This window comes from Buttiauxella izardii, from assembly GCF_003601925.1.
In the GTDB taxonomy this organism is placed as follows: domain Bacteria; phylum Pseudomonadota; class Gammaproteobacteria; order Enterobacterales; family Enterobacteriaceae; genus Buttiauxella; species Buttiauxella izardii.
Genome location: NZ_QZWH01000015.1, coordinates 1 through 13857, shown reverse-complemented (window position 1 = coordinate 13857; position 13857 = coordinate 1). Strand labels below are relative to the sequence as shown.

Genomic DNA, 13857 nt, shown 5'->3' with positions numbered 1-13857 from the left:
ATGATGGGCTTTTTTCTCCACAAATAACCTGCTGAAACAATATCTTTTGCCAGCGGGAAACTATAATGCACCATCACAGTGCAAATTATCGGAGACTGCTGTATGGCAACCGGCACACTGCCCGATGCTGGGCAGATCCTGAATTCTTTAATCAATAGCATTTTACTGGTCGATGACGAGCTGGCGGTGCATTACGCCAACCCGGCTGCACAGCAACTTTTGGCGCAAAGTTCGCGCAAGCTGTACGGCACACCACTTCCAGAGCTGTTGAGTTACTTTTCGCTCAATGTTGGTTTGATGCAGGAAAGCCTGACCGCAGGCCAGGGTTTTACTGATAACGAAGTCACGCTGGTTATTGATAGCCGCTCCCACATTCTTTCCCTGACTGCACAACGTTTACCTGAAGGGTACATCCTGATGGAAATGGCGCCGATGGATAACCAACGTCGCTTAAGTCAGGAGCAGTTGCAGCAGGCGCAACAAATTGCCGCCCGAGATTTAGTTCGTGGACTGGCGCACGAGATTAAAAATCCACTTGGTGGATTACGTGGTGCAGCCCAACTGCTGGCCAGAGCATTACCAGACCCGTCGCTGACTGAATACACCAAGGTGATTATTGAGCAGGCTGACCGCTTGCGTAACCTGGTCGACAGACTGTTAGGCCCACAGCAGCCGGGGATGCACGTCACTGAAAGTATTCACAAAGTGACGGAGCGAGTGATGAAACTGGTGTCGATGGAGCTGCCTGCAAACGTAACGCTGGTCAGAGATTACGACCCAAGCTTGCCAGAGCTGGCGCACGATCCCGACCAAATTGAACAGATTTTATTAAATATTGTACGCAATGCGCTTCAGGCACTTGGCAGCGACGGCGGTGAAATTGTGTTACGTACGCGAACCGCTTTCCAGCTTACGCTGCACGGCACGCGTTACCGTCTAGCGGCGCGTATTGATGTTGAAGATAACGGCCCGGGTATTCCGGCCCATCTGCAGGACACACTATTCTACCCTATGGTGAGCGGACGTGAAGGAGGGACCGGTTTAGGTCTTTCTATAGCACGCAACTTGATAGATCAGCATTCGGGAAAAATCGAATTTAACAGTTGGCCAGGACATACCGAGTTTTCGGTTTACCTGCCTATTCGTAAGTAGAGGTCTTTATGCAACGAGGGATAGTTTGGATCGTTGATGACGATAGCTCCATCCGTTGGGTGCTGGAACGCGCTCTGACTGGGGCTGGTTTAAGCTGCACAACATTTGAGAGCGGCAGTGAAGTCCTGAATGCTCTTGCAACCAAGACCCCGGACGTATTGTTATCTGATATTCGTATGCCTGGCATGGATGGCCTGGCGCTCCTCAAGCAGATAAAACAACGCCACCCGATGTTGCCGGTCATCATAATGACAGCTCATTCAGATCTTGAAGCTGCCGTCAGTGCCTATCAACAAGGCGCTTTTGATTACCTGCCAAAACCTTTTGATATTGATGAAGCGGTCGCGCTTGTTGAACGCGCCATCAGCCATTATCTGGAGCAACAGCAGCCGCGCAATGTGCAGGTGAATGGGCCAACGACCGATATTATCGGTGAAGCGCCAGCGATGCAGGATGTGTTTCGTATTATTGGTCGCCTGTCCCGGTCATCAATAAGTGTGCTGATTAACGGCGAATCTGGTACCGGTAAAGAGCTGGTTGCACATGCTTTGCATCGCCATAGCCCACGAGTGAAATCGCCTTTTATTGCGCTGAATATGGCTGCAATCCCCAAGGATTTGATTGAGTCTGAACTGTTTGGCCACGAGAAAGGCGCGTTTACCGGAGCCAATCAAATTCGCCAGGGGCGTTTTGAGCAGGCCGACGGCGGCACGTTGTTCCTCGATGAAATCGGCGATATGCCGATGGATGTGCAAACTCGCTTACTGCGCGTGTTGGCCGATGGTCAGTTTTATCGCGTTGGCGGCTATGCACCAGTTAAAGTCGATGTGCGCATTATTGCCGCAACGCACCAGAACCTGGAATTGCGCGTGCAGGAAGGGAAATTCCGTGAGGATTTATTCCACCGCCTGAATGTGATTCGCGTGCATCTACCACCGCTGCGTGAACGCCGCGAGGATATTCCGCGTCTTACTCGCCACTTCTTGCAGGTGGCGGCTCAGGAATTGGGCGTGGAAGCAAAACTGCTGCATCCCGAAACCGAAAATGCGTTAACGCGTCTGGCCTGGCCGGGTAACGTGCGCCAACTGGAAAACACCTGCCGCTGGTTAACAGTAATGGCTGCGGGCCAGGAAGTGCTGATTCAGGATTTACCGGCTGAACTATTCGAAACCACCGTTCCCGATAGCCCTACGCATTCTCAGTCAGACAGTTGGGCAACATTACTGGCGCAATGGGCTGACCGCGCATTACGTTCCGGTCATCAAAACCTGCTTTCCGAGGCACAGCCAGAAATGGAGCGCACTCTGCTAACGACGGCATTACGTCACACGCAAGGCCACAAACAGGAAGCGGCGAGATTACTGGGTTGGGGGCGAAATACCCTGACGCGTAAGCTCAAAGAGCTGGGCATGGAGTAGAAATTGTAGGGGATAAGCCAATGTCATCCAGCATTTTTGGTGGATGACACTGCGTTTATGCCCTACAAAAGCAAACGTAACTCACCTGTAGGTCGGATAAGCTTGCGCCATCCGACACAATTCAAATGACGCGTGAGAACTGTTGTAGCCGCGCCTTCTGCCGCAAGTAACTATCAAAACACATGCAGATATTACGGATTAGCAGGCGGCCTTTTGGCGTCACCTGAATATGTTTACCGTCGATATCCACCAGCCCATCTTTCGCCAGCGGTTCGAGAAGCTTCAAATCTTCTGCAAAATACTCTGCAAAGTTCAGATCCCAAAGCTGCTCAATTTCAGCAAATTTAAGCTGGAAGTTGCAGATCAGTGCTTTGATCACATCACGTCGGATACAGTCATCGCGGGTTAATGCCAGGCCGCGCCACAGTGCATCGCCCTGATTATCAACCTGCTGGTAATAACTCTTCAGCTCTTTCTGGTTTTGCGCGTAGCAATCGCCAATCATGCTAATGGCGGAAACGCCCATGCCTAACAGATCAGTATCGCCCTGCGTGGTGTAACCCTGGAAGTTACGGTGCAGTTTGCCTTCGCGCTGCGCAATCGCCAGCTCGTCATCCGGGCGGGCAAAGTGATCCATGCCGATAAACTGGTATCCGGCGTGGGTCAACGAACCAATGGTTTCTTGCAGGATATCGAGCTTTTGCTGGGCGCTCGGTAAATCTTCGTCTTTAATTTTGCGCTGTGCGGCGAACAGAGTCGGCAAATGTGCGTAGTTAAAAACGCTCAGGCGATGCGGGCTTAGCTCTGCGACGCGTTTAAGCGTGAAGGCAAAGCTTTCTGGTGTTTGCTTTGGCAGGCCGTAGATCAAATCGATATTGGTCGAGGTAAAGCCCAGCTCGCGAGCACGCTGAATCAACGCGAAGATAAACTCTTCGTCTTGCTCACGGTTGACCAGGCGCTGCACTTCTTTGTTGAAATCTTGCACGCCCATGCTCAGGCGGGTAAATCCTTCCTGACGCAAATGGTCGAGCACATCGAGTTCGATTTCACGCGGATCGATTTCAATCGACAGCTCGGCATCTTCGTCAAAGTTGAAATGACCACGCAGAAGCCCCATCAGACGGCTTATCTGCGCTTTGCTGAGATAAGTTGGCGTACCGCCGCCCCAATGTAGTTGGCTGACGTGACGGCTCTTAAAGAGCGGCGCACGGTGGGCAATCTCTTGCTCGAGGGCATCTAAATACTGATCGGCTTTGTGCGTCTGGCGGGTAACGATTTTATTACAGCCGCAGAAATAGCAAAGTTTGTGGCAAAACGGGATATGGACATATAGCGACAGCGGCCGCTCAGGGTAACGAGCCACCGCTTCAAGAAATGCCGCCTCGCCGAAGTTCTCTGAAAACTCCAGCGCGGTGGGATAAGACGTGTAACGCGGCCCTGAATAATTATATTTCTGGATCAGGGCCAGATCCCAATCGATTAACTGCTCAGACATTCTCACACCCTCCGGTGATGCCGCATTCGTTGACGGCGCAACGATTTTTGCAATCGCGACAACCGCCGTAGTTTAACGAATAACCACAGCAGATAACACACCAGCGGAATAACCACGCAAAGAACAGGTAATCCCATTGAGGTAGACCGTTAGTCGGTGCCTTTAAGCAGGCGCATTAAATCATCGCCCTTTTCTTTTTCTTCTTCATCTTCGTCATCTTCATAAGAGATGCCGAGTTCTTCCATCAGTGCGTCAATGCGATCAAGCTTAGCGTTAACCCACGCTTGCTCTTCTGCATTGAGTGTTTCACCTTCTTCAAGGCGTTCAAGCAGCGCGTCCAGGCGCTCATCATTTTCCAGCAAGTCCAGTTCAGCCTGTGGTGTAAGCATAGGTTTCTCAACTTTAGGTTTGTGCTGTTTTGGTTTCTTAACCTGGACTTCAGTTACGCCCAGAGCGACGGGTTTTTTACTGCCGATACGCGGATCTTTAGCCTGAGAGCTACCGGTTCCAGCTTTAGCCTGAGTGCCGCCAGTTGCGCGGCTACCTGCTGCGTGTCCACTGTGTTTTTTATCGCGTTTACGGTCACGCGCTTCACGATCTAGCTCTTCACGCGTTTTACGACGTGCTTTAGAAGGTTTGGAACCAGGTGCTGCTGAGTTTTGTTGCTTCATAATAGGTTATCTTGAGCCATTTTTATTCAGTATAGAATTGCGGCGGAATCTAGCAGAAAGCAAGCAAAGAAAAAAGGCGGCAGGTTAACCTGTCGCCTTTTTCTTGTCTCTGGACCCTTCATAGGTCACACAATCCCTGTTTGCACTCGACGCCCTGTCTTTCCCTTGCAAACAACTTCCGTGTAATTCCTTGTCCCTGTTAAACGTCTCCTGACGTTGCCTCCTGGCATTTCCCTGGTTCTTCGCCATCCTGACGATCCTGAACCCTCATCCTGAGTTGCTATCCTTTGTGGCTCTCCTTTGCCTGTGCCGCTTACTTTACGCTTACCCATTGATTCTACAAGATGAGCATCTGAGTTAAGTCATTGGCACAATCAAACACTTACACCATAAATACATGTTATATAAGTACTTTTTATAATGTCTGCATCTCACGACGCTGCGTTGTCTGCCAATATGAATGGGCAATGTCTTACAAAGCGCGGGCGGATTTCTGTAGGCCTGCGAGCCTTGCCGAGAAACACGGCGTTTTCTTCATGTTCAGGTATAATCCCCCACAATGCTCATCCTGAGGGAGACAACCGTTTTGAAAAACTGGAATTATCAACTGACCCACTTCGTGCTTAGCGCACCGGATATTCGCCATTTGCCTTCTGATACCGGTATTGAGGTTGCTTTCGCAGGCCGCTCTAACGCAGGGAAATCCAGCGCATTAAATACGCTGACTAATCAGAAAGCACTGGCTCGTACCAGTAAAACCCCTGGCCGTACTCAGCTCATCAACCTGTTTGAAGTGGCTGAAGGTAAGCGAGTGGTGGATTTACCCGGTTATGGCTATGCCGAAGTACCGGAAGAAGTAAAACTGAAATGGCAGCGTGCACTTGGCGAATATCTGCAAATGCGTAACAGCCTGAAAGGCTTAGTGGTGCTGATGGATATCCGTCATCCGCTGAAAGACCTGGATCAGCAAATGATTCACTGGGCCGTTGCGAGCGACATTCCTGTGATGCTGCTGTTAACCAAAGCCGACAAACTGGCTTCTGGCGCACGTAAAGCGCAACTCAATATGGTGCGCCAGGCGGTTGTGGAGTTTAACGGTGATATTCAGGTTGAGGCGTTTTCCTCACTTAAGAAAATCGGCGTTGATGTACTGCGTCATAAGCTTGATGGTTGGTACAACGATATCCCACCAGCAACTGAAGAAGATGGCGTAGAAGAAGACGACGAAACGACCGGGGAATAAATACTTTCTGGGGATAAATAATGTATGGGGAAACCCATGCATTTTCTGACTCGCGCCCAATAAAAAACGCCCCAGTCATTACTGACTGGGGCGGCTAAAATATTCAGCCAAATCCGATTACGTGAAGTAAAAGGTCTGAAAGATAGAACATCTTACCTCTGTACCCTACGCAAATAACTCTACTCCTTTTTATTCGGTTGAAAAAGCATTTTTTGTAGTTTTTTTTCACCCGTTACACTCCGATATTGAAGCGTCATCACAAAAAGCTATGAGTTATGTTGCTTAGTTACAAAAACCGTCTTAATTAGTGAGCTTCGTCCCAGTTTGCACCGCTTCCCACTTCCACCAGCAACGGCACATCAAGCTTCATACTCCCTTCCATCAGTTCGTGAACCTTCTTCGATACCGCTTCCAGATCATCCTGATGCACTTCAAATACCAATTCATCGTGCACCTGCATGATCATTTTCACGCGCGGTTTTTCTGACTCAAGCCAGGCATCGACGGCAATCATGGCGTGCTTGATGATATCTGCCGCCGTGCCTTGCATTGGGGCGTTAATCGCCGCGCGTTCAGCGCCAGCACGACGCGCCGCATTGCTGGAATTGATGTCCGGTAAATACAAACGACGGCCATCCAGCGTTTCGACATATCCCTTATCTTTCGCCTGTGTGCGGGTGCGCTCCATATATTCCAGCACGCCAGGGTAACGTTCAAAGTAGAGATCCATGTATTTCTGCGACTCTTTGCGCGGAATATTGAGCTGACGTGATAAACCAAATGCGCTCATGCCGTAAATCAAACCAAAGTTGATCGCTTTTGCGCTGCGGCGCTGCTCACCAGAAACATTATCCAGCGGAATACCGAATACTTCCGCAGCCGTCGCACGGTGGATATCTTTGCCTTCGGCAAATGCCGTCAGCAGCCCTTTATCGCGGGATAAATGCGCCATGATGCGCAGTTCGATTTGCGAGTAGTCGGCAGAAACAATCAGGTAATCTTTTGGAGCAATAAAAGCCTGGCGAATACGACGCCCTTCTTCATTACGCACCGGAATGTTTTGCAGGTTTGGCTCGGTTGAAGATAAACGCCCGGTCGCCGCAACAGCCTGATGATATGAAGTGTGTACGCGCCCAGTTTTCGGGTTAATCATCAACGGCAGCTTATCGGTATAAGTCGATTTCAGCTTCGCCAGACCGCGGTGCTCGAGAATGACTTTCGGCAGTGGATAATCCAGCGCCAACTCTTCCAGCACTTCTTCTGACGTGGAAGGGGCACCGCCAGGGGTTTTCTTCAGCGGCTTAATGCCCTGCTTTTCAAATAAAATCGTCTGCAGCTGTTTTGGCGACGAGAGGTTGAACGGTTCGCCCGCAATGTCGTGAGCCAGAATTTCCAGCTCTGCCAGACGTTTTGTCAGTTGCTCAGAATGGGTATGCAAAACTGCAGGATCAATCTTCACACCGTTACGCTCGATGCGTGAAAGCACCGGCACCAATGGCATTTCAATGTTTTTGAAAACGCTTAATGGCCCTTCACGCTTTTCCAACTGCGGCCACATTTTGAGATGCAACTGCAACGTCACGTCGGCATCTTCTGCGGCGTAACGCCCAGCCTGCTCAAGATCGATCTGGTTGAAAGTTAGTTGCTTCTTACCTTTACCGGCAATCTCTTCAAAAGTGATGGTGGTGTGTTTCAACCAACGCGCAGAAAGGCTGTCCATATCATGGCGGCCTGCGACGCTATCAAGAATGTAGGACTCAAGCATGGTATCGAACGCAATACCGCGCAGCTCGATATCGTAGTTCTGCATGATGCCACGGTCATACTTGAGGTTTTGCCCAACCTTCAGAACGCTTTCATCTTCCAGTAATGGCTTCAGCAGCTCAAGCGCACGCTCACGTGTAATCTGCACCGGAGCATCTAAATAGTCATGCGCAACCGGGATGTAGCACGCCACACCGGGTTCGGTGGCAAATGACAAGCCAACCAGATTCGCGCTGATGTTATCCAGGCTGTCGGTTTCAGTATCAAAGGCTATCACTGGCGCTTTCTTCAGGCGGGTGATCCACTCTTCGAGCACGCTTTCTTCGAGAATGGTGACGTAGTTTTCATAAGACAGCGCAGTTGCTGGCTCTTCTGGCTCAGCTTCGGCTTCGATCTCGATGGTCTTTTTAGGTTGTGCAGCCGCCTTTGTACCCTTGGCCTGCAACCACTTTCCACCCTCAACGTCGGTGATCCAGCGCTTAAACTCATACTGTTTGAACAGCTCGAGAAGCTCTTCATCTGCTGGCTGCTGTACTTCTAATTGCTCGCATCCCAGTTCAAGCTCAACGTCCGTTTTGATGGTGGCTAATTTGTAGGAGAGGTACGCAAGCTCTTTGCTTTGCTCAAGCTTTGCCGCCATGGTTTTTGCACCACGGAACGTTAATTCTGCAATTTTCTCTGGATTGGCATACAGCGTATCCAGGCCACCTAAACCCTGCAGCAGCGCCTGAGCCGTTTTCTCACCAACGCCCGGCACGCCAGGAATGTTATCTGAGGAGTCCCCCATCAGCGCCAGGAAGTCGATGATTAACTCAGGCGGTACGCCATATTTGGTGCGGACTTCATCGGGGCCAAGAATGGTATTGGTCATGGTGTTTATCAACGTCACACCCGGCGTAACCAACTGCGCCATGTCTTTATCGCCGGTACTAATCAGAACCGGGCGGCCAACTCGCTCAGCCTCAAGCGCCAGCGTACCAATCACATCGTCAGCTTCCACGCCTGAAACCGCCAGAAGCGGCAAGCCCATCGCTTTAACCATGGCGTGTAGAGGTTCGATTTGCGCACGAAGATCGTCAGGCATTGGCGGGCGGTGGGATTTGTAATGCTCAAACAGCTCGTCACGGAAGGTTTTGCCTTTAGCATCAAAAACCACGGCGGCGTGAGTCGGTTGATACTGCAACAACAGACTGCGCAGCATGTTCAGCACGCCGTACATTGCCCCGGTCGGTTCACCTTTGCTATTGGTCAGCGGTGGAAAGGCGTGATAAGCACGATAAAGATAAGATGAGCCATCAACGAGGATAAGTGGGTTTTGCGCGATCTGAACCATAATGTTCCGTTCCGTGACTGGTTTTAGTTTATAGCTAAAGGATGCCATAGCCTGGCTGAAAACATGAGCTTTTGAGGCAGATTAGGTGAAAAGTTTTGTTGATCTTCGAGATCGGCCTCAAGATCAATATTGTGGATAAGTTTGTGCATAATTCTTTAAGTATTTGATAATTCCATTTAACACAAAATCGAGATTATAAAAATAGTGTTATTTATCATAACTTTATCATTTATCCATTCATGCAACATGGTTTTCAATGCATGATCTATAAATGTGGATATAAAAAATAATTATGTTATAGAGCAATAATTTCAAAAGCACTTTGTATACCGCTTTTTAATCAGCAGTTTTAGTTTCATCACTCCTTAGCCTTTTCTGATAAAATTCGCCACGAATTATTCTTTTCCCTGACTTCTGACACTCTCTAACCATCCGAAAAATTCATTTATGTCGAGATTATTCGCCGCGATAACGTTGATTCTGAGTGTCGCTCTCACCATTCTTGTTACTGTCGCTTGCTCAATTCCCATTATTATTGCGGGCATTATCAAGCTGCTGTTACCTGTTCCGATCATCTGGCGTTCAATCTCAGTCTTTGCTGATTTCATGATGTACTGCTGGTGTGAGGGGTTAGCTTTCTTACTCAAGCTTAATCCACACCTAAAGTGGGATATTGAAGGGCTCGATGAGCTCAGCAAGAAGAACTGGTACTTGCTGATTTGTAATCACAGAAGCTGGGCCGATATCGTCATTTTATGCGTGCTATTACGCAAACATATCCCGATGAATAAGTACTTTTTAAAGCAACAACTCGCCTGGGTTCCGTTTATGGGGCTGGCATGTTGGGCTTTGGATATGCCTTTTATGAAGCGTTATTCACGTGGCTATTTACTGCGCCACCCGGAACGACGCGGAAAAGATGTTGAAACAACTCGGCGCTCATGTGAGAAATTTCGCTCTCACCCCACAACGATTGTGAATTTTGTCGAAGGCTCAAGATTTACCAAAGAGAAGCGTTTACAGACACGGTCAGCTTTCCAGAACCTGCTTCCACCGAAAGCCGCAGGTATCGCAATGGCTCTAAATGTATTGGGAAAACAGTTTGATAAACTACTGAATGTGACACTCTGTTACCCAGAAAATACGCAGAGTCCATTCTATGACATGTTAAGTGGCAAGATGACCCGGATAGTGGTGAGAGTATCGCTGGTGCCGATTGCAGAAGATTTGCATGGCGATTACGTGAATGATAAAGCTTTTAAGCGACGCTTCCAGCAATGGCTGAATGCGTTATGGCATGAGAAAGATGCTCAGCTAACAAACATCAAACGATAAAAAAAAGCCGGTCAATCGACCGGCTTTTTTATTACTTTTTCTCGACCAGGAACTTGGCCACGTCAGCATATTGCTGGACGAACACGTCCATATTGCTGGTGTCCATTCCTTGCGGATTCAACTGGTATTTGCCGTTCACGAAAATAGCAGGAACGCCCTGCAACTGCAGGTCTGCTGCTGCTTTCTCTTGTTGAGCAACCAATGATTTCACTACAAAGCTATTCCATGCAGCATCGTACTCTTCAGCTTTAATGCCCGCATCAATGAATACCTTGCGGATATCTGCAACGTTTTGAACAGATTGAGTTTTTTGCACGGCTTCAAACATAGGTGCAGTGATTTTATCTTCCACACCCAAAGCCATGGCAACTGCCCACGCCTGAGTCAGATCTTTGCCCAATGGGCCGAGGAACTCAACGTGGTATTTAGTCATTTTGGTGCCTTCCGGCAGCTTTTTCTTCACGGTATCAGAAACATGAAGAACTTCTTCAAACTGGTAGCAGTGCGGGCAGTAGAAAGAGAAGAACTCTAAAACTTGCGGCTCACCTGCCACAGGTTTTTCTAAAGTCACGAACTCTTTACCATCTTGATACTGCGCAGCAGAGGCACTAAAAGCCAGGATCATCCCCGCCAGTGCCAGCCAAATCTTTTTCATCATCAAATCTCTCCTGAATAAATACTGATTAATACATTGGCGTTAATGTTAATGGTGGTTCACGCAGAACCCGGAGCTGCTCTGTAAAAGTCGCAGTTTGTGTTCGCCAGTAATCTTCGTCGGTAATCCACGGAAAATTTCTGGGGAAAGCAGGATCATCCCAGCGTCGAATTATCCACGCGAGATAATAGACCATACGCATCGCTCGTAAAGGTTCTATGAGCGAAATTTCGTCTGAATTAAAGGGGGCAAACTCTTCATATGCCTCAATAATCATTTCCAACTGCATTCTCTGCTCAGCTTTATCGCCATTAAGCAGCATCCAGATATCCTGAATGGCGGGGCCATTGCGGGCATCATCGAGATCGACAAACAAAGGGCCGTCGCGCCAGAGAATGTTCCCTGGATGGCAGTCACCGTGTAGACGCAATGGTTGGAAATCAGAATGCCAGCGAAGCTTAACTTCCTCGATTAGAGCATCTGTCGCTTTAAGGAAATTTTGCTTCAGGGCTGATGGAATGAGATGAGTATGCTCAAACAGTTCGCGTGGCTCAAACAAATACTCACTCAACCCTATGTCAGGACGCGCTGCAAAGAGCTTGCGTCGCCCAGTTTGATGGATACGACCAAGATAACGGCCAACCCATTCCATTTGATCGAGATTATCTGTTTCGTATTGTCTCCCACCTAAGCTGGGAAACACGGCATACATAAAGCCATGATGGCGCAGCAATGTCTGGCCGTTGAAATGCAGCGGTGCAGCTAGCGGAACCTCATCAGCTTGTAACTCTAATGCAAACTGATGCTCTTCTTCTATTTGCTCTGGGGACCAGCGATGAGGGCGATAAAACTTCACCACATAACGTTTGCGATCCTCATCCTGAAACTGATAGACGCGGTTCTCAAAACTGTTTAGTGCGGTCAAGCCGGAATCCACCCGTATACCCTGTTCAAAAAGGGCATCCATGATGGTATCCGGATGGAGTGTTTGAAAATTGAAAGCGCTGTCTGTCATCCACGCAACCGACTGTAAATGCGAATAGTTGAGGATAACATTTCATAGCCGATAAAGTGGCCTGGCTTACAAGCTTTTACTCTTTAATTACGCCACGAGCGCGTAATAATGCCGTCTTAAAATCTTCTTCATAATCTTTCTGAATGCCAGGAATAACAGCATCTTTGGCGGAATCACGCATTTTCAGTTGATAGATAAGCACGTCATCAGTCAGATCAGTAAATTCGCCGGTATAACCTGACTCTTTACTAAGTTTCTGTAAAAATTGAATCAAGTTGAGATCCGGCTCTTTCTGCCATGCGGGCTGAAGTAGCTCGAGCAGTTCGTTAAGACGTTTGCATTTCATTATTGTGCTCCTTTCACATGCGAGAGGTACACGTTAGCAGGCTCAAACCCACATTAAAAGAGGCGATATTAGTGAGATGTTTAACGGAAGTTACTGGTGTGGTTTTGGCTGGCGGGCGAGCAACTCGGATGGGTGGCCAGGATAAAGGTCTTATTAACTTAAACGGACAACCGCTGTTTGAACATGTCATCAGTAAGCTCGCACCACAGGTCAGCAATGTGGTCATTAGCGCCAACAGAAATAGAGATAAATATCAGTCTATTGGGTTAAATGTACTCAGCGATACACTGCCCGATTACCCCGGGCCACTGGCAGGTATGTTGTCCGTAATGAAGCAACGAAACAGTGAATGGTTTCTTTTTTGCCCTTGCGACACGCCCAATATCCCGGAGGATTTAGCATTAAAGCTTTGGGAGAAAAAGGGCGATGCTCCTGCCGCTTGGGTAAACGACGGTGAACGGGATCATCCCACGATTGTCCTCTTACACAAAAAGCTCACTGCCCCACTGGAGAACTATTTGGCTTCTGGTGAAAGGCGGGTGATGGTTTTTCTTCGAGAGGCCGGAGGCCACGCCGTATTATTCCCGAATCAGAAGCAAAATTTCATCAACATAAATACGCTGGAAGATCTCACGCTCTGGGAGAACAAATAGTGGTCCCTCTACTCGCGTTTGCCGCCTGGAGCGGTACAGGTAAAACAACACTTCTTAAGCAATTGATTCCTCTACTTAATGAACGTGGTATTCGTCCCGGTTTGATCAAGCACACTCATCATGATGTGGATATCGATACGCCGGGAAAAGACAGTTATGAGCTGCGAAAAGCTGGGGCCGCACAAACCATTGTCGCCAACACGAATCGCTGGGCATTAATGACCGAAACACCTGAGCAAAAAGAGCTGGATTTACATTGGTTAGCCAGTCGAATGGATTCAAAATCATTGGATTTGATATTGGTTGAAGGATTTAAGCATGAAGCCATTCCCAAAATCCTGCTTTACCGCGATGGGCTAAAGCACAGCGTTACCGAGATTGAAATCGACAGCCATGTAATTGCCATTGCTAGTGACGTAAAGATCCCTGATGTGCAGATTCCGGTACTTGATATCAACTCACCTGCTCAGATTGCTGATTTTATTCTGGATTGGGTCAACAAAAGAATTTAGCCGGCCTTGTTGCTGGCACTTTTCTTCATAAAACGCAGACAGCAAAAAGCCCTGTACGTCAGTACAGGGCTTTCCACTTATTTGGAGCCTGGCAGTTCCCTACTCTCGCATGGGGAGACCCCACACTACCATCGGCGCTACGGCGTTTCACTTCTGAGTTCGGCATGGGGTCAGGTGGGACCACCGCGCTAGTGCCGCCAGGCATATTCTGTTTCATCAACCGTCATGTGATTCACACAACCATCGACTTAAAATCTCGGTTCAA

The 13857-nt window shown here is 48.6% G+C and carries 13 protein-coding genes and 1 rRNA gene; 6 read left to right on the top strand and 8 right to left on the bottom strand.

The annotated features are described in order from the left end of the window. Positions 1–102 precede the first annotated feature (102 nt). Positions 103–1152 (top strand): nitrogen regulation protein NR(II), encoded by a 1050-nt coding sequence (gene glnL / locus D6029_RS08390; RefSeq protein ID WP_120064345.1) that lies wholly within the window; start codon positions 103–105, stop codon positions 1150–1152. A gap of 8 nt (positions 1153–1160) precedes the next feature. Continuing rightward, a complete protein-coding gene (glnG, locus tag D6029_RS08385; protein ID WP_120064344.1) occupies positions 1161–2570 on the top strand; it encodes a nitrogen regulation protein NR(I) in 1410 nt (469 codons plus the stop codon). A gap of 121 nt (positions 2571–2691) precedes the next feature. Here glnG and hemN read toward each other — a convergent pair whose 3' ends face one another. Then, positions 2692–4065, bottom strand: a complete 1374-nt coding sequence (hemN, locus tag D6029_RS08380; RefSeq protein ID WP_120064343.1) for an oxygen-independent coproporphyrinogen III oxidase — start codon at positions 4063–4065, stop codon at positions 2692–2694. A gap of 149 nt (positions 4066–4214) precedes the next feature. Then, positions 4215–4736, bottom strand: a complete 522-nt coding sequence (yihI, locus tag D6029_RS08375; protein WP_120064342.1) for a Der GTPase-activating protein YihI — start codon at positions 4734–4736, stop codon at positions 4215–4217. Positions 4737–5322: 586 nt separating this feature from the next. Here yihI and yihA point away from each other — a divergent pair. Beyond that, complete coding sequence (yihA, locus tag D6029_RS08370) at positions 5323–5979, top strand: ribosome biogenesis GTP-binding protein YihA/YsxC (RefSeq protein WP_120064341.1); 657 nt, start codon at positions 5323–5325, stop codon at positions 5977–5979. A gap of 103 nt (positions 5980–6082) precedes the next feature. Here the strand turns inward: yihA and spfP are convergent, their stop codons facing one another. Beyond that, positions 6083–6130, bottom strand: a complete 48-nt coding sequence (gene spfP / locus D6029_RS22920) for a small protein SpfP (RefSeq protein WP_071892919.1) — start codon at positions 6128–6130, stop codon at positions 6083–6085. Between the two features lie 153 nt (positions 6131–6283). Then, positions 6284–9076, bottom strand: a complete 2793-nt coding sequence (polA, locus tag D6029_RS08365) for a DNA polymerase I (protein ID WP_120064340.1) — start codon at positions 9074–9076, stop codon at positions 6284–6286. A 447-nt stretch (positions 9077–9523) separates the two neighbouring features. Here polA and D6029_RS08360 point away from each other — a divergent pair, with 447 nt between their 5' ends. Further along, the gene (locus tag D6029_RS08360) at positions 9524–10411 is read left to right on the top strand and encodes an acyltransferase (protein WP_120064339.1); all 888 of its coding nucleotides are present in this window, start codon (positions 9524–9526) and stop codon (positions 10409–10411) included. 31 nt (positions 10412–10442) lie between these two features. On the opposite strand, the gene dsbA is transcribed toward D6029_RS08360, so the two are convergent. From dsbA to D6029_RS08345, 3 genes are all read right to left on the bottom strand, one after another. Further along, a complete protein-coding gene (dsbA, locus tag D6029_RS08355) occupies positions 10443–11066 on the bottom strand; it encodes a thiol:disulfide interchange protein DsbA (protein ID WP_120064400.1) in 624 nt (207 codons plus the stop codon). A 28-nt stretch (positions 11067–11094) separates the two neighbouring features. Continuing rightward, positions 11095–12081: a serine/threonine protein kinase gene (locus D6029_RS08350; RefSeq protein ID WP_120064338.1), complete on the bottom strand. Its 987-nt coding sequence runs from the start codon at positions 12079–12081 to the stop codon at positions 11095–11097. 76 nt (positions 12082–12157) lie between these two features. Further along, positions 12158–12427 carry a YihD family protein gene (locus D6029_RS08345; protein ID WP_120064337.1) on the bottom strand — a complete coding sequence of 90 codons (270 nt, stop codon included), beginning with the start codon at positions 12425–12427 and terminating at the stop codon, positions 12158–12160. Positions 12428–12498: 71 nt separating this feature from the next. Here D6029_RS08345 and mobA point away from each other — a divergent pair, with 71 nt between their 5' ends. Together mobA and mobB are read left to right on the top strand one after the other, a co-directional pair. Continuing rightward, positions 12499–13080, top strand: a complete 582-nt coding sequence (gene mobA, locus D6029_RS08340; RefSeq protein WP_272482835.1) for a molybdenum cofactor guanylyltransferase MobA — start codon at positions 12499–12501, stop codon at positions 13078–13080. Continuing rightward, entirely contained in the window at positions 13080–13592 is a 513-nt protein-coding gene (mobB, locus tag D6029_RS08335; protein ID WP_120064335.1) for a molybdopterin-guanine dinucleotide biosynthesis protein MobB, read from the top strand. Before mobA ends, mobB begins: the two co-directional genes overlap by 1 nt. Positions 13593–13678: 86 nt before the next feature. On the opposite strand, the gene rrf is transcribed toward mobB, so the two are convergent. Then, positions 13679–13794 (bottom strand): 5S ribosomal RNA (rrf, locus tag D6029_RS08330). Positions 13795–13857: the final 63 nt, after the last annotated feature.